The organism is Haloarcula sp. CBA1127 (assembly GCF_001485575.1).
Taxonomy (GTDB): Archaea; Halobacteriota; Halobacteria; order Halobacteriales; family Haloarculaceae; genus Haloarcula.
Map to the genome: position 1 here is coordinate 2800812 of NZ_BCNB01000006.1, position 16466 is coordinate 2817277.

Here is a 16466-nt window from a genome sequence, read left to right on the forward strand (position 1 = left end):
ACCATTGTAGCGGGGCCGGTCTCAGACCTGTTCAGCCCGAATGGAGAGGGCATCTCCGGGCTCAGGACTGCCGAAAGCTGACGCCGCGGACCCGCCGCGAAGGAACAGTTCCTGATACGGGTCGTCCCCGCCTGCTGACCCCGGGACGATAGCGAGGGACCCTTCCGGAACGTTCGACACAGCGTCCCTGACGACGGCCTCACAGGACTCGCCGTTGAGTTCGACAGTGACTGTGTCGCTCCCTGGTGCGAACGCCGAATGGCGGATCGAGGTCTTGACGTTCCCGTAGCCGTCGACGTGACAGACCACGGAGTCGGGCGGGGCCGGCACGTCGTCAAGTGACCGCTCCGCCCCGAGCGACGAGTGATTCCCGTTTGCGATTTCAGCGACGCGGCGCGGGAACACGTCCCGCGACCGGAACTGGCCGGTGTCCGCCGGCAGTTCGATTTCGCGGAAGGTCGTAGCGTGGTCAGCAATAAACGAGAGGTTGTAGCCGGCATCGACGGCGACGATGGGGACGCCGTTGTCCAATTCGAGATAACAGAGCGCCCCGCCGGCGTCGGCTCGCTCCGGCGTCGACTCTGTCGTTCGTGGCGCGGTGTTCGAGTAAATCAGCAGGTCGTCGAACGTCGGATTGTGGACGCCGAGTTGCGCAATCCAGAATCCAGTGGCGACCGTCGAGAATGGCTTGATTTCGGCCGACTGAACGGTCATCGTCGGGTCAGCGGCAGTGAGACGATGGACGACTTCTGAGAAGGCCGGGTCGGCCGGGCCGTAATCCGCGATAAGATGAACGAACGTGCTCATGTGAAGCTCCGGTCGCTACCACGTCGGTACGCCTGTATAATCTTGTGCCTTGGTACCAGATGAAAGGCTATTGAGCGTCCCTGACGACGCCGGTACTCAGGCACCGATTGTCGTCAGCGAGGCAATAGAGTCGGCGACACGGCGTTCCATCCCCGTCCCGGTGAACCCCGGCGCGGGGTCGACACCCTGTGCGTAGAACTCCGACTCGCTCTCGACGAACTCGACACAGAGTGCGCGCGCACCGAAGCGGTCCAGCAACTCCCGGACGCGGGCCGCAAGCGTCACCTCGACGGTCTCCTCGCTGATGATGTGGTCCAGCCCGGACACTTCCGACCGGACCTGAATCGCTCGCAGGTGGGTTTCGCGGCCGTCGTTGACGGCGAAGTACTTGTACTCCACCGGCTCCTCCCGAACACAGGCCTGATAGAAATCGCCCTCGTCGCTATTTGCCGGCACACCGTCCCAGGAGTAGCGTGTGCGAGGGATGTAATCGCAATCGGGCTTCTCAAGCCAGACGGTCGGCACCTGACAGCCGACCTGTTCCAGCCCGTGCAGGGCGACGAGTCGGCAGGACAGCGCCGTCGTCGGCAGGAACCCGTTCCACGTCTCAACGCCAACGCTGTCAGCGTACCGAAGGGCGCTGAATGACTCCGGCCCGAGCGTCGTATTGACAAGTGCGGCCAGGTCGTCGATATCGGCTTTGGCCACCGGGTTTCCGGGGCGGAGAAACTGGACGTCGAACCCCCGAGCGGAGAGCCGTTCTGCGACGGCACCAAACACCGGGTGTTCAGGCTCACAGATGAAGCCGATGCAGTCCATACCGCCACGTCTCAGCGGTCCGATAAAAAAGTCGCGCAAAACCGAACGACTGAGGCACCGTGGTTGCGAAGTGACGGCCTGATGAACCTGCTCAGTATTGGGGGGCATTCCGGTGCCGAGAGCTGGGACATCGTCGCCGTCGTTGTCCTCTCCGCCGTGGCCGGAGCAGTCCTGTGTGGACTCGCCCTGGCCGCGTACCGACAGCGCGGGACGCGTGCATATCTGCTGATTGCGCTCGCACTCACCGCGCTGTTCGTCCGCCCACTCATTGCGTTGCTATCTGGGTTTTCAGTGGTTTCAGCGCCGACCCACCATCTCCTCGAACACGCGCTCGATACCGTCTTTGTCGTGCTCGTCCTCGGCGCAGTGTACTACGCCCGGACAGTCGAGAAACGCCTCGATGAGGAGGGACTATGAGCGACACCAGAGCCCGAATCCACCGGCATATCGAGTCGAATCCGGGCGTTCACTTCCGAGAACTAACACGGGCGCTGGACCTCGCAACAGGACAGGTCCAGTACCACCTGTCCCGGCTTGACCGCGTTCACAGCGAGTCGGTCAATGGGCGTACACACTACTACGCGTCGTCATTTGACCCCTGGGAACGCCGCGCAATCGCCTTCCTCCGTCGCGAGACGGCGAGAGACATTCTGATTACGCTCATACAGCGCGAAACTGCTCGCCCCGGCAAGGTGGCCGACCATCTTGATATCGCACGGAGCACGCTCGAACACCACCTCAGCGGTCTGGTTGAGCACAATATCGTCGAAAAGCGCCGAGACAGTGGCCGGGTGACACTGGCGCTCTGTCGGCCGGACCTGACGGTCGAACTACTCGCGGCGGTCGACCCCGCGGGCCCCGACCGCCTGTCGGACCGCTTCACCCGGTTACTCGACCGCCTGTTCGAAAGCGAGTAGTCCGGCTACCGCGGGCAGCGGGTGCTTTCGAGTCCTGTACCACAACCCAATTGCACGGGCAGCCCATAGTGTGGGTGATGACTGAACGCGGGATTTCCCGACGCGAGTTCGCCAAGAGCGCCGTCGCCATCGGCGGCACCGCGGCGCTGGCCGCCTGTCTCGACCGCGGGTCGGGGACCGTCCCCAAGGGAACCGACGACCCCTCGTCCCTCCCGGCGCGTCAGCACGCCTGGGACGCGTCGCTGGCGACCGACGACGCGGGGAACCACCGACTGTCGCGCCACCACGTCCTCTTGTTGCTGGACTACACCGGCGACGGAACGCCGACGGATGCCGACCGCGAGCAGGTCGAATCGGCGCTTCGAGACCTCGAACGAGCCTACGAGTGGAGCAACGAGGGGCTGCTGTTCACACTCGGGTACAGTCCGACCTACTTCGACCGCTTCGAGGCCGACGTAGCCGGTGTCGACCTGCCCGAGCCAATGGCGCTTGCCCCCTTCGAAGACCCCGAACTCGACACGCCCGACGCGCTCCTGCATCTCGCGAGCGACGACGAGCGGGCCGTTATCGCGGCTGAGGAAGCGCTGAAAGGCAATCGGGACAGCGCCAACGACCACGAGATGAGCGCTACCTTCGAGGGTGCCCTGCGCGAGGCGGAGCGCCGGACGGGATTCGTTGGTGCCGGTTTGCCCGCCGAGAATCAAGACGTCGACGGGGTTCCGGACTCCGAACCAGTCCCCGAGGAGGCCCCGCTGTTCATGGGATTCAAATCCGGGTTCAAGGAGAACCAGGCCTCCGAGGACCGGGTAACGGTCGATTCGGGGCCGTTCGCCGGCGGCGCGACCCAGCACCTCTCGAAAATCCGGCTGCAACTCCAGCAGTGGTACGAACAGGACTCCCGAGACCAGCGCGTCTCGAAGATGTTCTGTCCGGCCCACGCCGCCGAGGACAAGGTCGAGGGCATCGGCGAGAACCTCGGTACTGACAACGGTGCCGGTGAGTGCCCAGAAGACGTGGTCGACAGCGGCCGGCGCGAAGGGGTCGTCGGCCACGCACAGAAGATGTCCCGCGTCAGGGAAGACGGGACACCGACCATTCTCCGCCGGGACTTTGATTCGACCGACGGCGGTGAAGCGGGATTGCACTTCCTCTCGCTACAGCGGTCTATCGCCGACTTCGTCGCGACGAAACAGGCGATGAACGGAACCGATGTCGCGAACGACTCCGCCGTCGGGCAGCGGGTGAACAACGGTATCCTTCAGTACATGACGGTCACGCGACGCGGGAACTACCTGCTCCCGCCGCGTGACCTGCGGGCACTCCCGCCAGCGAACCCAGACGTGTGAGCGGGAGGCGGAACCATGTCGTCTTGCTTTCGGCCGCCGTACCAGAACGGTCTTTCAGATGAGGACCCAAAGGCGGTGCATGAATCGCCGACAGTTCCTCGCCAGTACCGGTCTCGCCGGCACGACGGTCCTGGCGGGGTGTGGTTCGCTGAGTTCCCAGTCGACACGCGCTCCACCGCTGGTCGAGAACCGCCCCGACGCCACGTACCGCCCAACCCACGCTGAGGGAATGGGGATGGCCGGAATGGCGCAAGCGGGCGAGTACATGGTCGGACTGAGCTACTCCTTTCCCCACCGCTTCTGGACGGTAACCGGGACGACAGCCGAAAAGGTCGACATCCGGAGCGAGGACAGCGTCCACCTGATGGCGACCGTCTGGGACCCCGAGACCGAGATGGTGCTCCCGGTGTCTGCCGGCCTCTCGATCACTATCGAGCGAGACGGCGAGACGGTCGCCGACAAGTCCCCGTGGCCGATGATCTCTCAGAACATGGGGTTTCACTACGGCGACAACTACGCGCTCGACGGCGACGGCGTTTATCAACTCTCGGTCCGCGTCAATGGGATGGGCGAGCGCCGGCTGGGTGCCCTCGAAGGCCGGTTCAACGAGGCCGGCGAAGCGGCGGTCGAATTCGACTTCGCACAGAGCACCCGCGACCAGCTCTCCTTTGAGGAGTTCCCGGACTCACAGGGCGAGCGCGGGGCGGTTGACCTGATGAACATGGACATGGTGCCGACATCGCAGGTCCCCGAGGTGTCGGCCCTGCCCGGGACCGTGCTCGGGACGGACAAGGGAAGCGACGGCGTCTACGCCGTCACCTGGTTGCAGGACGCCGCGTTCCTCGCCGACGGTGAGTCGTACCTCGCCGTCTCGACTCGGACGCCGTACAACCGCGTTCCCCTCCCGATGATGTCCCTCGACGGAACCGTAGAGGCCGACGGCGAGACAGTGTTCGACGACGCGCTGACCGCCGCGGTCCACCCCGACCTCGGATATCACTACGGTGCAATCGTCGAGACAACAGCGCAAGCGCCGTCTGCCGGTGTCGACGTCGTTGCCCCGCCACAGGTGTCTCGCCACGAGGGATACGAGACAGCGTTCCTGACGACGCCCTCGTTCTCGTTTTCCGGCAACTAACTCCGTTAGTCAGTAGTTCGGTTGCGGGATAGAAACGCGGCTCACTCCACAGCGAACGGACTCTCAGCCTGTTGCCACGGCCAGCCCGGGACCCGTGTCTGGACCCCCGCCGCAAGCGCGGCATCGAGATCGTCAGCACCCGCGGTGGCTGTGTCGTCTCCGTGGGTTCGCACGTCAGCGAGGTGGAAAGTTGCCTCCGCGAGCAGCCGAAGCGGTTGCTCACCGGCGATCATAGCCGCCAGCTCGCGCCCGAGAAGTTCGTCGACGACAAAACCCGGGTAATCGCCTGTGACGTCCAGTTCTCGGAGCAAACGGACCAGCGCAGCGACGTTGACCGCCCGGTCGCCGTCAGCGAACACCTCATCAATAGCAGCCGTGTAGGCGTCGTCTGTAAGCGTGTCAACGTCGACACCAAACTGCGAACCCAGATAGGCCCGCGTTTCGTTTACTAGCGGGACAACGTCATCGACCCGTTCCTGCACCCAGTCGTACTCTTCGTGGACGGTTTCAGGTGTCAGTCGCATGCCGGTGTCTCACGTGGAGGCCGCTTACCGCTTGTGGGCACACAGAGCGGCGACTGCGGGACAGTTCCGACCTCCGTATTGCGAAGGCTTTTATAACACGAGGGGAATACTGAGAAATAGAGGACGGTTTTCCGGACATCTCTCCACGTCCGGAGGCAACTCACCGATAACTGATGACTTTATTAGAGAGCGTACATCCCGCGGCGCCAGGTCGGCCCGTACCAGCCGTGGACGGCCCCGCTACCGGGATGATACCCCGTTTTGAGCTATGAGCACTGTAGACAAGCAACTCGAAGACGTGAAGGCAACGATCGACGACGAAGTCCCGCGCCGTATCTCCGTCTCGGATGTCACGTACGAGGGACCGGAACTCGTCATATACACGCGTGACCCGAAGGAGTTCGCCGCGAACAGCGACCTCGTTCGCCGGCTCGCATCGAAGCTTCGGAAACGCATCACGGTCCGCCCGGACCCGGACGTACTGGCCCCGCCAGCCGAGGCTGAGGAGGCGATTCGGGAGCTCATTCCCGAGGAAGCCGGCGTCATGGACCTGAACTTCCACACAGACACCGGCGAAGTCGTCATTCAGGCACAGAAGCCCGGCGTCGTCATCGGCCGCCGTGGCGCAACTCTGCGCGAAATCACGCAGGAAGTCGGGTGGACGCCCGAAGTCGTTCGGACGCCGCCCATCGAGTCCTCGACGGTCGACAACGTCCGGAACTTCCTCAAACAGGAGCGCGAGGACCGCCGTGACGTCCTCGAACGCGTCGGCCGGCAGATCCACCGCGAGCCGATGTCGGACGACGAGTACGTCCGTATTACGACGCTGGGCTGCTGTCGTGAGGTCGGTCGCGCCGCGTTCATCCTCTCGACGCCGGACACGCGAATCCTCATCGACTGTGGCAACAAGCCCGGCTCGAACGGTGAAAAGCCGTATCTGGACATTCCGGAGGCGTTCGGGGCTGGAACCAATGGTATCGACGCTGTCGTTCTGACCCACGCACATCTCGACCACTCAGCGCTGGTCCCGCTGCTGTTCGAGTACGGCTACGACGGCCCCATCTACTGCACCGAGCCGACGCGAGACCTGATGGGACTGCTGACGCTCGATCACCTCGATACCGTCGCGGACGACGGCCGGACTCCGCCGTACGACTCCGAGATGGTCCGCGAGGCGATCAAACACACCATCCCGCTGGAGTACGGCGACGTGACCGACATCGCGCCCGATATCAAGCTGACGCTGCACAACGCCGGCCACATCCTGGGCTCGTCGGTGTGTCACTTCCACGTCGGCGACGGGCTGTACAACGTCGCCTTCTCCGGCGATATCCACTACGACGACACGCGCCTGTTCGACGGCGCGGTCAACGACTTCCCGCGGGTGGAGACGCTCGTGCTGGAGTCGACCTACGGCGGCCGCAACGACTACCAGACCGACCAAGAAGACTCGGAGCGAAAGCTCAAACAGATCATCCAGAACGCCTACGACCGCGACGGAAAGGTCCTCATTCCGACCTTCGCCGTGGGACGGGCCCAGGAACTCATGCTCGTCCTCGAAGAGGCGATGCGGAACGGCGATATCCCCGAAATGCCGGTCCACCTCGACGGGATGATCTGGGAGGCGACAGCCGTTCACACGACCTATCCCGAGTATCTCCGCGACGGCCTACAGGACCGCATCTTCGACGAAGACGAGAACCCCTTCCTGGCCGACCAGTTCAACCCTATCGACGGCGGCGACGAGGAGCGACAGGAGATCGCCGACGGTGATTCCTCTATCATCCTCTCCACGTCCGGGATGCTCACCGGTGGCCCAGCCATGTCCTGGCTCGAACAGCTCGGCCCCGACCCGGACTCAACGCTCACCTTCGTCGGCTATCAGGCGCAGGGCACGCTCGGCAAGCGAATCCAGCGCGGCATCGACGAGGTGCCCGTCGGCGGCAGCGGACGCAGCGAGACGGTCCCGCTAGAGATGACCGTCGAAACGGTCGACGGCTTCTCCGGGCACGCCGACCGCCAGGGCCTAGAGAACTTCGTGAAGACGATGAACCCACGGCCCGAGAAAATCCTCTGTGTGCACGGCGACGAGTCCGCGACACAGGACCTCTCCTCGTCGCTGTATCACGACCAGAACATCCGGACCTTCGCGCCGGAGAACCTCGAAACGTTCCGCTTCCGCTGATCCGGTCGCTGTTCTCGGTTCGCTGTCAGTAATCAAACAAACCTCTATACCGCAAGCGGGTGAAGCATCACGTATGGACATCACCCAGTATCTCGACGAACTCGAACCGGTCGGGATGGTACTCATCGGCCTCGTACTGTTCATCATCCCGGAACCTGCGACATCGACACTCGGGATCGGCCTGATGGTGCTCGGCGGCGCATGGTGGTTCTACGAGTGGAACCGCTGAGATAACTCGGGGTAGTCGTCATGAATCACGACCGCATTCACGCACAGGAGCCGTCACACCACCGCGACCGCTGGACAGTCGGCACAATCACCGAGCTAGCGGAACAAGACGGCCACTGTGTCGTCACTGTCGAGGACGAGTCCAGTGAGCCAGCTGAGCTCGTCGTCACCATGGCCATTCGGGACCTGTTCGTCAGTCGGCTAGACATCGGCGACGACGAAAGTCCGGTCGGCGAGCGCGTCTGGTTCCGGAAACGCGGCGGGCAGTAGCGAGCCGCTGGCGCGTCCGGGATGCGACCGACGGTGACTACGACAGGTCGACGGTCCGGTCGGCCCAGTGCCGGAGTCGGTCGAGCGCGTCCCGCTCGGCCCGAGACACCGAGTCATCGACGCCCAGCTCGTCGCTGTCGAAGGCGTTGAGGACGGCTACGTCCGCCTTCTCACAGTATTCGGTGAGCCGGCTGACTGCAACAGAATCGTGCTGGAACGGAATCGTCGCGTCGTTGACGAACACCGCCCGAGGAGTCTCCGGAAGCGCGTCCAGCTGTTGCTCGGCACGGCGCGCGTTTTCCCGGGCGAGCGCGACCGCCTGATCGTCTGTCTGGCTTTCAGCGCGTGGCGCACTGGCATCGATCCGGCCGACCCAGACCGGCTCTGGGATGGTGATGAATTGGTCGATTCGACCCCCCAGAATGGTCCCGTCGCGTTCGAGTTCAGGCGCGAAATCGAGGACCACAACGTCCTCGGTGCCCTCGCTGTCGAGCCAGGCGTCGAGGGCGGCAGCGGTCGTCCGCGTCTTGCCGACGTTGGAGGGACCGGTAACGAGCGTCGACCCCGAGAGCGGGAACTGGAGGCCGGTCACGCGAGGAGTTCCTCCCGGAGGAACTTCCCACCGAGGCCAGCCATAGCGAGACCGAGCGCGACAGCGAACGCCAGCACGAACCCGGAGAGCGGGCCGACACCGCCGCCGAGCTGTTCGACAACGAAGTTCGCGGCCAACCCGCCCGACACAGCGATGAGGGCCAGCCCACCGACGTTGGCGAGCAACGAGTTCGACTCCGGAACCGCGTCGGAGTTCAGGAGATAGAGGACGAGGGCGATGACGAACGGCGTGCCGACCGTGCCAAGCGCGAGCACGAGGACGAGCTGGCCGAGGACGTTCCCGCCGATGAACGCGCCCGGTGCAGACAGCAGCGCAACGGCGGCGAGCAGGCCGCGGTAACGGTTGTCCTCAATAGTGGTGCCCCAGCCGAGTTTGTCGGCGAGCAGGAACGGCGGAACGATGGTGTTACCGCCAAGCGTGGACACAGCAGCACCCCAGAGGCCGAGCAGGAACAGCCAGCGGGCGCTGTCGCCGACCAGCGGTCCGAGGGCCTCCGCAGCGCCGACCGTCGTGAGGTCGCCGGAGGTGAGCACGCTCGCCGTAACGAGGAAGATGGCGAGGCTGTAGATGCCGAAAGCCACCAGCATCGATGCCCCAACGTCGACTGTCGCGAGGTCGTAGTCTTCGCGGGTCCAGCCCCGTGCCCGCATCGTGTAGGAGTGCATCGTAATGAGCGTGATGTGAACCGCGCCGCCGAGGATGCCGGCCGCGACCAGCGCGCTCCCGGACGGGACCGAGGGGACCAGTCCAGCCACCGCCGCACCGGCGTCGATGGGCACGACGAATAGACTGGCGACGAACGCGACGACGACCAGCAGGACGAGCACTTTCGCGGCCAGTTCAAGGAACCGGTAGCCGCCACCGGCCAGCCCCGCTGCGAGGATGAGCGCCCAGACGACGCCCCAGATGCGTGCATCAATACCGGTTACTGTCGCCGAAACCGTAGCGACGGTCTTCATAATGACGAGTTGTGCCACGCCGGCGGCGAGTACTGCGTCCCCGACCAGCAGCCACGCCCACGTTTCGCCGAGGTGGTCCTCGACGACGGCGACAATGCCACGCTCGGTCAGCAGTCCCAACCGCATCGCGAGATACTGCGCCAGCGCTCCCGCTCCTGCAGAGAGGACGACGACCCACAGGAGACTGTAGCCGAACGCACCCCCGGCAGTGACGAGGCTGGCTATCGTCGCCGGGCCGGCGGCGATTGCGCCCGCAATCCAGGACGGTCCCATCGCTTCGACGTAATCACTGATTGTTCCGCTGCTCACAGCCGAACTATCGACGGTTTCGGTCGAACTCATACCTCCGGCTTGGGTGAGGCCCCCTGAAAACACTGCCGACATATTGTTCGGTGGTATTCTACGGTAATTCGACTGCTGTACTGCGATTATGCGAAAATGGCAACGCTGGCCGAATTAGTATATCACGCGCTCACCGGGCGGAACGCTACCAGAAGGAGTTCAGACTGCGCCAACTCAGAGTTCGACGGTCCCGAGGTCCGATTCCAGTTCGTCGACGTGGTCGTTGTACGCGTCGACGAAATCCGCGAACTGCGGGGCGTACTCACGGATGTCGGCTGCCGAAGGGGGTTCGTACTGCGAGAGGAGATAGAGTCCGTTGCTCCCGCCGACCCGGAGGTACGACGCACCGTCGGTGTCCCATTTGAGTTCCCAGCGCGTGCCGCCGATTCGGTCGGTGAAGGTCCCGTAGTCGCCGCCCTCGTAGCGCTGGAGTTCCCGCGCGATCTGGTCGCAGATCTCGCGGATACGGCCGAGGACGCGGTCGCGTTCGGCCACCACACCGTCGGTCGTCGCGATTTCCGGGAACTCTGTCGACACGTCGTCGAGCACGCCGTCGAGCGATGCGACGTAATCGTTGAACCCCTCGACAAAGGCGTCGTAGTCGGCGAGCGCGGCCGCAAGCGGCTCCGGCTCTGGCGGCTGCTTGGTCGAGATGACGTACGTATCCGAGCCCCGGGACGGCGAGAACCGCAGGTACTCCAGGTCGCCGCCCTCGTACTTGACGGTCCACTCGCCGCGGTCGGTCTCGATGTCCGCCTGTCCGTAGTCGCCGCCCTCCAGTCGGGCAAGCTGGTAGGCGACCTGTCCGGCGTGGTCCCGGACCGCCGCGACCAGTTCGTCACGCTGCTGTGCAACGGCCGTTGCGTCGGCGGGGTCCACCGGTGGCCACTCTGTCACAGTAGACGGAAGCGACGGGACGGCAATAACAGGCTCGGTCGGCTACTCGGACTCTAGGAGCGCGTCGTCACCGTGGCGCTCGCGGAGTCCCTCGAAGTACTCGCGCTGCTCGTCAATGTTCGATGTCGATTCGTCGTACACGTCGGTAAAGAGGTCCGTCGGGTCCGGTGCGTGGGCCTCAGCGTTGTCGATGATTTCGCCGAGTCGCTCGTCGATGGTGTCGTCCATCACATCGATTTTCTCGTCGTCCAGCAGATTGCAGTTTCTGAGGAACGCCTCCATGCGGTCCAGCGAGTCGCGTTCGCGCCACTCTTCGACCTCCGCGTCGTCCCGGTACACGTCCGGGTCGTCGGCGGTCGTGTGCGCGCCGAAGCGGTACTGGACAGCCTCGATGAAAATTGGTTCCTGCTCGCCGCCGTTTGCTCCCACAGCCCGCTCTCTGGCGGCCTCGGTGACGGAGTAGGTCGCCAGGGGGTCCATCCCATCGACCTGTACGCCGTCGAAGCCGTATGCGTCGGCTTTCTGCGCCAGCGTCCGGCTGGCAGTCTGGCGCTCCCGCGGGACCGAGATAGCCCACTGGTTGTTGTTGCAGAAGAACACCGTCGGTGTCTCGAACACGCCGGCGAAGTTCATCGCCTCGTGGAAATCCCCCTCGCTGGTGGCCCCGTCGCCGAAGTGGACGACGCCCGCCCGCTCGTCGCCCTTCTTTTTTGCCGCCCACGACCAGCCGACGGCGTGGGGCAGATGTGCGCCGATGGAGATGTTCAGCGGGAACACGTTCACGTCGCCGAGAGCGGCGTTGCCTGCTTCATGGCCCATCCAGTAGAGGACGTACTCCCAGGGGAGCCCGCGGGCGACGAGCGCGCCGTGTTCCCGGTACTGATAGAAGATAGTGTCTTCATCGGCCAGCGCGTACGTCGACCCGATCTGTGACCCCTCTTGGCCCGCCAGTGAAGAATAGGTGCCGAGTCGGCCCTGTCGCTGGAGGCTTATCATCCGCTCGTCAAACCGGCGGGCAAAGCGCATATCGCGGTACATCGACACCAGTGACTCATCGGACAGGTCCGGAATGAGGTCTGGGTCGACGATCTCGCCGTCTGAATCGAGCGCCTGTACCCGGTCGTCGGGCGCCCGATTGAGAACGTCCTGTGTCATTTCGTACCCTACACTCGGAGACGACCGTCAAAAAGCTGTGTTCGGCTCCGGTCAGCCAAGCCACTCCAATACGCGCCGACGGGCGTCAGCCTGATCGTCGGGCATCACTTCAAGGACGACGGCGCCGTCGAAGTGGGTATCGAGAACACCGGCAGTCCGTTCGAGCGGAATGTCACCATCGCCGAATGCCAGCCCGTCCGTCAGTACTGTGCTGTCGGTGAAGTGAACGACTTGAATCTGGTCGCCGTAGTCTCTCAGGAGGGTTGTCAGCGACTCCAGATAGGCTGGCTCGGACATGAACAGGTGTGCTGTATCGAGCACCAGGTCGTGGCCACGGTCGAGCAGGAGGTTTGCCAGCGAGAACTGACTCGCACCGGGATTGTTCTCGTAGCCGCAGGGAGCGGTGAAGTCGTAGCTGTCCAGCTGGGTAGTATGCGTGTGCTGTGCGTACTGGCTGTGGACCACGAGATAGGCGTCGAGTCGCTGGGCCAGCGCATCGCTCTGGCGGAACGGGTCCGGGTCATCCGGGCGGGCATGAAGCGTGTGGACCGACGTCGCGGAGACGGGTGACGCTTCGACCGTTGCCGCTGTAGCCGGTACGTCACCGAGGTCTGACGGCCGCAAGTGAAGTTCTACGCTATCAAAGCCCCGATCGGCCGCGGCGTCTAGCTTGGCCGGGGTCGGCGGGCACTTGCCGACAAGATTCATTATCGTGATTTTCACGACGGCGAAAATAAAACAGTCCCTTCATTATCATAACTGAGCCGTATAATTCATGGCGTGTCCGCCCAACGTATTCATGATGCTCGGCAAAGAGGGGCCAGCGGCAGACAGTGAGCGGGTGACGCTCTGGCCGGATCACCACCTATCGCACACTCATGCGGTGCTCTGGACCGTCATCCTCGTCGCAACAGTCGGAGATATCCTCCTGACAATGACTGGGCTCACGGTCGGCCTACAGGAGGGGAACGCCGTCGTCAGCACGATGCTTGCGGAGTTCGGGCTGGCTGGCCTCTGGCTGGTGAAGTTCGGGGCGATGCTGTGGCTGGTCGTCGGGTGGCGACTGCTCTCCGAGCGCAACGCGACGATCTTTCTTGCCCTGTTTGCCGTGGTGACACTCGTGGTCGTCGCCTACAACTCAGTCACCATCCTGCAGTACCGCGGGGTAATAACGGCTGCTGCGGGTATTTGAAGGGGTGAAACCTTAGAATTCAGGAACAGCGGGATTAAGTACCACTGGGTGTGACCACGGGGTAATGGATAGACGTTCCTTCCTGACAGCGGCCGGCGCGACGGTGTCCGTCTCGTTTGCCGGCTGTGCCGGGCTGGGCGGCAGCGACGAAGCGAGCACTGAGGCGTCGAACACGGACGAGTCAACCGCATCCGGGACGAGTACCGGCGACACCGGGGGTCCCGACGAGACGCTGGTCGTCGGGACCTACAGCGCGTTCGTCGATTCGCCGTCGACGAGTCCGGGCGCGTGGGTGAAACAGCGCTTCGAGGAGGAGTTCGACGCCCGCCTGATCTGGCAGACACCAAGCAACGAGGTCAACCATTACATCGAGCGCCGGAACGCCGGCGTCGACATTGAGGCCGATATGTACCTTGGACTGAACACGGACCACCTCGTCCGAGTCGACGAGAACCTCGACGACGGGCTGTTCGCCGATGTCGGCGACGTGGCGGGGCAAGACGACATCAAACCGGGGCTGCAGTTCGACCCCGACGGGCGGGCGATTCCCTACGACACTGGCTACATCAGCCTGGTGTTCGACGGCACAGCGACCACAGCGCCGGATACCTTCGACAGCCTCCTTGCCGAGGAACACGCTGGCGACCTCATCACACAGAACCCTGCCAGTTCAGCGACCGGGCGAGCGTTCCTGCTGCACACGGTCAAGCAGTTCGGCCCGGACGGCTATCTGGACTACTGGAGCGACCTGCAGGACAACGACGTTCGAGTGCTTGGCTCCTGGAGCGATGCCTACAGCGCGTGGTCGGGCGACGAAGCGCCGATGGTCGTCTCCTACTCCACCGACCAGGTGTTCGCAGACCAGAACGACGCCAATCTGGAAGAACACCAGATCCGCTTCCTGAACGACCAGGGCTACGCTAACCCGGAAGGGATGGCAGTCTTCGACGGGGCTGACACGCCCGACCTCGCCCGGGAGTTCATGGGCTTCCTGCTGCGCCCGGAGATTCAGGGCGAAATCGCCGTCCGAAACGTCCAGTTCCCGGCGACCGAATCAGCCGACCTCCCTGAAGACTACGCCGAACTGGCTCAGGAGCCGCCAGAACCGGTCACGTTCGGCTACAACGAACTCAAGGGCTCCGTCTCGGGCTGGATTTCCGACTGGGAACGGCAGTTCGCCTCGAACTAACGACGACGGACTGTGGCCCGAGATCTCGACGGCGGCGCGGATGATTCCGACAGCGACGACAGCGAAAAGGCGACAGAGGCAGCGAGCAGTCCGTCCCGCAAGCGAGGCCGAATCGTCCGCGACACTATCGAACGGTGGGGACTTGTCGGACTCGCGGTCGCCACTATCGGGCTGTTGCTCGGCATCTTCTACTACCCGGTGGCGACAGTCTTTATCGACAGCGTCCTCGTGGACGGTCGCTGGACAGGCCGGGTGTTCGTCTCGATACTGCAGGACCCGTTCTACTTCGGGGAGCCCGGGCGGTTGCTCGCTGGCGAACCAGTGGGTGCCGTTATCGAGAGTGTCCTGTCGCCGGACCGGCGGCTGGGTGTCATCGGCTTCACGGCATACCAGGCAGCCCTCTCGACCGTTGCCAGCGTCGCCCTCGGCCTACCGGCGGCGTATCTGCTGGCGCGCTACGAGTTCCCCGGTCGGCGGACACTCCGGTCGCTGACGATTCTCCCCTTCGTCCTCCCGTCGATTATGGTCGGGGTGGGCTTCGTCGCCACGTTCGGCCGGAACGGGACGCTCAACGCCGTACTCGGCGCGCTCGGTCTGGGAGAGGTGAAGCTCCTGTTCACGCTGGAGGCCGTCGTCATCGCTCACGCGTTCTACAACGCCCCGCTCGTCGCCCGTGTGACCACCGCCGCCTGGGAGTCCGTCGACGCCAGCGCGGTCGAGACGGCCCGAAGCCTCGGTGCGAGTCCCTTCCGAGCGTTCCGTGACGTGGTCGCCCCGCAACTGTATCCGTCGGTGCTGATGGGCGCGGCGCTGACGTTCGTGTTCACCTTCAGCACGTTCCCAATCGTCCTCGCGCTGGGCGGGTTCCAGCTGGCGACCGTCGAGGTGTTCGTCTATCGGCTCATCCGCGACCTGGAGTACGCCGAGGCGGCCGCCCTCGCACTGATTGAACTCGGCATCTCGCTGGGCTTGCTGTACGCGTATCTCCAGTACGAGGCCAGACATACTGTCCAGTCACGGGGGATTCGACCGCTGCCCCGCCGACCACTCAGGCCGCCGTCGCTCTCAGTCCGTGAACTGCTCCCCAGAATGGGACTCGCCGTCTACGCCCTCGTCGCGCTGGCGGTGTTCGTCGCGCCGATAGCGAGCATGATTGTGGCGAGCTTCAGTGGACCGGAGGGGCTGACGCTGGCGAACTATCAGTTCCTCATCGACCGCCAGACGACCGGCGCGTCGTTCCAGGTCCAGCCGTGGGACGCCGTCCGGAACTCACTGCTGTTCGGCGTCGCCTCGCTCGCCGTTGCCCTGCCGATGGGCGTCGTCGTGGCCGTCCTCACGACCCGGGACTACCGCGGCCGGAAGCTCGTTGACGCCGTCGCAATGGCTCCGCTCGCCGTGTCGGGCATCGTCGTCGGCCTCGGCCTGCTCCGGGGCCTCGTCTTCGGTGTCGAGGTGGGTGGCTCCCACTTCGCCGTCGGTGGCGGCCTCGCCATCGTCGCCGCCCACGCCGTCGCGGGTTACCCGTTCGTCGTCCGGACGGTCGCGCCCGGCCTCGAAAGTATCGACCACACGCTGGTCGAATCCGCCCGCGCGCTCGGTGCGCCGCGTGCCAGAGCGCTGCTGGACATCGAACTGCCGCTCGTGTGGCCAGCCGTCATCGCTGGAGCCGCCTTTACCTTCGCCATCTCTATCGGGGAGTTCTCCGCGACGATTGTCCTTGCCTCCGGAACGAACCAGTTCACGATGCCCATCGCCATCGAGCGGTTCATCGGCCGCCGGCTCGGCCCCGCGACGGCGATGGGGGTCGTCCTGCTCGTGGTCACCAGCGCGAGCTTCCTGCTCATCGACCGGCTGGGAGGTGACGAGGTTGGGTTCTAAGGAGCCC

General features: G+C 64.3%; 18 protein-coding genes. 10 read left to right on the plus strand and 8 right to left on the minus strand.

Features of this window, described 5'->3' with window-relative positions; all coding sequences use genetic code 11:
* Positions 1-21 precede the first annotated feature (21 nt).
* Together AV059_RS18565 and AV059_RS18570 are read right to left on the minus strand one after the other, a co-directional pair.
* Entirely contained in the window at positions 22-807 is a 786-nt protein-coding gene (locus tag AV059_RS18565) for an S-adenosyl-l-methionine hydroxide adenosyltransferase family protein (protein WP_058996903.1), read from the minus strand.
* A gap of 96 nt (positions 808-903) precedes the next feature.
* Positions 904-1626 (minus strand): hypothetical protein, encoded by a 723-nt coding sequence (locus AV059_RS18570; RefSeq protein ID WP_058996905.1) that lies wholly within the window; start codon positions 1624-1626, stop codon positions 904-906.
* Between the two features lie 81 nt (positions 1627-1707).
* Between AV059_RS18570 and AV059_RS18575 the strand changes: the two genes are divergently transcribed.
* The 4 genes from AV059_RS18575 to AV059_RS18590 all read left to right on the plus strand — a co-directional run bounded on the left by AV059_RS18575 (position 1708) and on the right by AV059_RS18590 (position 5027).
* Positions 1708-2043 carry a hypothetical protein gene (locus tag AV059_RS18575; RefSeq protein ID WP_007188293.1) on the plus strand — a complete coding sequence of 112 codons (336 nt, stop codon included), beginning with the start codon at positions 1708-1710 and terminating at the stop codon, positions 2041-2043.
* The gene (locus AV059_RS18580; protein WP_058996907.1) at positions 2040-2543 is read left to right on the plus strand and encodes a helix-turn-helix domain-containing protein; all 504 of its coding nucleotides are present in this window, start codon (positions 2040-2042) and stop codon (positions 2541-2543) included. Before AV059_RS18575 ends, AV059_RS18580 begins: the two co-directional genes overlap by 4 nt.
* Before the next feature lie 77 nt (positions 2544-2620).
* Positions 2621-3889, plus strand: a complete 1269-nt coding sequence (locus tag AV059_RS18585; protein ID WP_058996910.1) for a Tat pathway signal protein — start codon at positions 2621-2623, stop codon at positions 3887-3889.
* Between the two features lie 79 nt (positions 3890-3968).
* Entirely contained in the window at positions 3969-5027 is a 1059-nt protein-coding gene (locus AV059_RS18590; protein ID WP_058996912.1) for a hypothetical protein, read from the plus strand.
* Between the two features lie 41 nt (positions 5028-5068).
* Here the strand turns inward: AV059_RS18590 and AV059_RS18595 are convergent, their stop codons facing one another.
* Positions 5069-5551 carry a hypothetical protein gene (locus AV059_RS18595; RefSeq protein ID WP_058996914.1) on the minus strand — a complete coding sequence of 161 codons (483 nt, stop codon included), beginning with the start codon at positions 5549-5551 and terminating at the stop codon, positions 5069-5071.
* Between the two features lie 268 nt (positions 5552-5819).
* Here AV059_RS18595 and AV059_RS18600 point away from each other — a divergent pair, with 268 nt between their 5' ends.
* From AV059_RS18600 to AV059_RS18605, 3 genes are all read left to right on the plus strand, one after another.
* On the plus strand, positions 5820-7736 hold the full coding sequence (locus tag AV059_RS18600) for a beta-CASP ribonuclease aCPSF1 (RefSeq protein ID WP_058996916.1): 1917 nt from the start codon (positions 5820-5822) through the stop codon (positions 7734-7736).
* 73 nt (positions 7737-7809) lie between these two features.
* A complete protein-coding gene (locus tag AV059_RS22535) occupies positions 7810-7965 on the plus strand; it encodes a hypothetical protein (RefSeq protein ID WP_170083780.1) in 156 nt (51 codons plus the stop codon).
* 20 nt (positions 7966-7985) lie between these two features.
* Positions 7986-8234, plus strand: coding sequence for a hypothetical protein (locus AV059_RS18605; RefSeq protein WP_058996918.1), 249 nt, complete (start codon positions 7986-7988; stop codon positions 8232-8234).
* Positions 8235-8271: 37 nt separating this feature from the next.
* On the opposite strand, the gene AV059_RS18610 is transcribed toward AV059_RS18605, so the two are convergent.
* The 5 genes from AV059_RS18610 to AV059_RS18630 all read right to left on the minus strand — a co-directional run bounded on the left by AV059_RS18610 (position 8272) and on the right by AV059_RS18630 (position 12908).
* Entirely contained in the window at positions 8272-8826 is a 555-nt protein-coding gene (locus AV059_RS18610) for a hypothetical protein (RefSeq protein ID WP_058996920.1), read from the minus strand.
* Positions 8823-10148, minus strand: a complete 1326-nt coding sequence (locus AV059_RS18615; protein WP_058996922.1) for a divalent metal cation transporter — start codon at positions 10146-10148, stop codon at positions 8823-8825. Before AV059_RS18615 ends, AV059_RS18610 begins: the two co-directional genes overlap by 4 nt.
* Before the next feature lie 174 nt (positions 10149-10322).
* The gene (locus AV059_RS18620; protein WP_014039820.1) at positions 10323-11027 is read right to left on the minus strand and encodes a hypothetical protein; all 705 of its coding nucleotides are present in this window, start codon (positions 11025-11027) and stop codon (positions 10323-10325) included.
* Between the two features lie 60 nt (positions 11028-11087).
* Positions 11088-12200 carry a pyruvate dehydrogenase (acetyl-transferring) E1 component subunit alpha gene (gene pdhA, locus AV059_RS18625; protein ID WP_058996924.1) on the minus strand — a complete coding sequence of 371 codons (1113 nt, stop codon included), beginning with the start codon at positions 12198-12200 and terminating at the stop codon, positions 11088-11090.
* A 51-nt stretch (positions 12201-12251) separates the two neighbouring features.
* A complete protein-coding gene (locus AV059_RS18630) occupies positions 12252-12908 on the minus strand; it encodes a sugar phosphate isomerase/epimerase (RefSeq protein WP_058996926.1) in 657 nt (218 codons plus the stop codon).
* A gap of 91 nt (positions 12909-12999) precedes the next feature.
* Between AV059_RS18630 and AV059_RS18635 the strand changes: the two genes are divergently transcribed.
* The 3 genes from AV059_RS18635 (at position 13000) to AV059_RS18645 (ending at position 16459) form a co-directional block, all read left to right on the plus strand.
* Entirely contained in the window at positions 13000-13392 is a 393-nt protein-coding gene (locus AV059_RS18635) for a DUF5658 family protein (RefSeq protein ID WP_058996928.1), read from the plus strand.
* A gap of 64 nt (positions 13393-13456) precedes the next feature.
* Positions 13457-14581: a thiamine ABC transporter substrate binding subunit gene (locus tag AV059_RS18640; protein ID WP_058996930.1), complete on the plus strand. Its 1125-nt coding sequence runs from the start codon at positions 13457-13459 to the stop codon at positions 14579-14581.
* A 12-nt stretch (positions 14582-14593) separates the two neighbouring features.
* A complete protein-coding gene (locus tag AV059_RS18645) occupies positions 14594-16459 on the plus strand; it encodes an iron ABC transporter permease (RefSeq protein WP_058996932.1) in 1866 nt (621 codons plus the stop codon).
* The last annotated feature ends 7 nt before the right edge of the window (positions 16460-16466 follow it).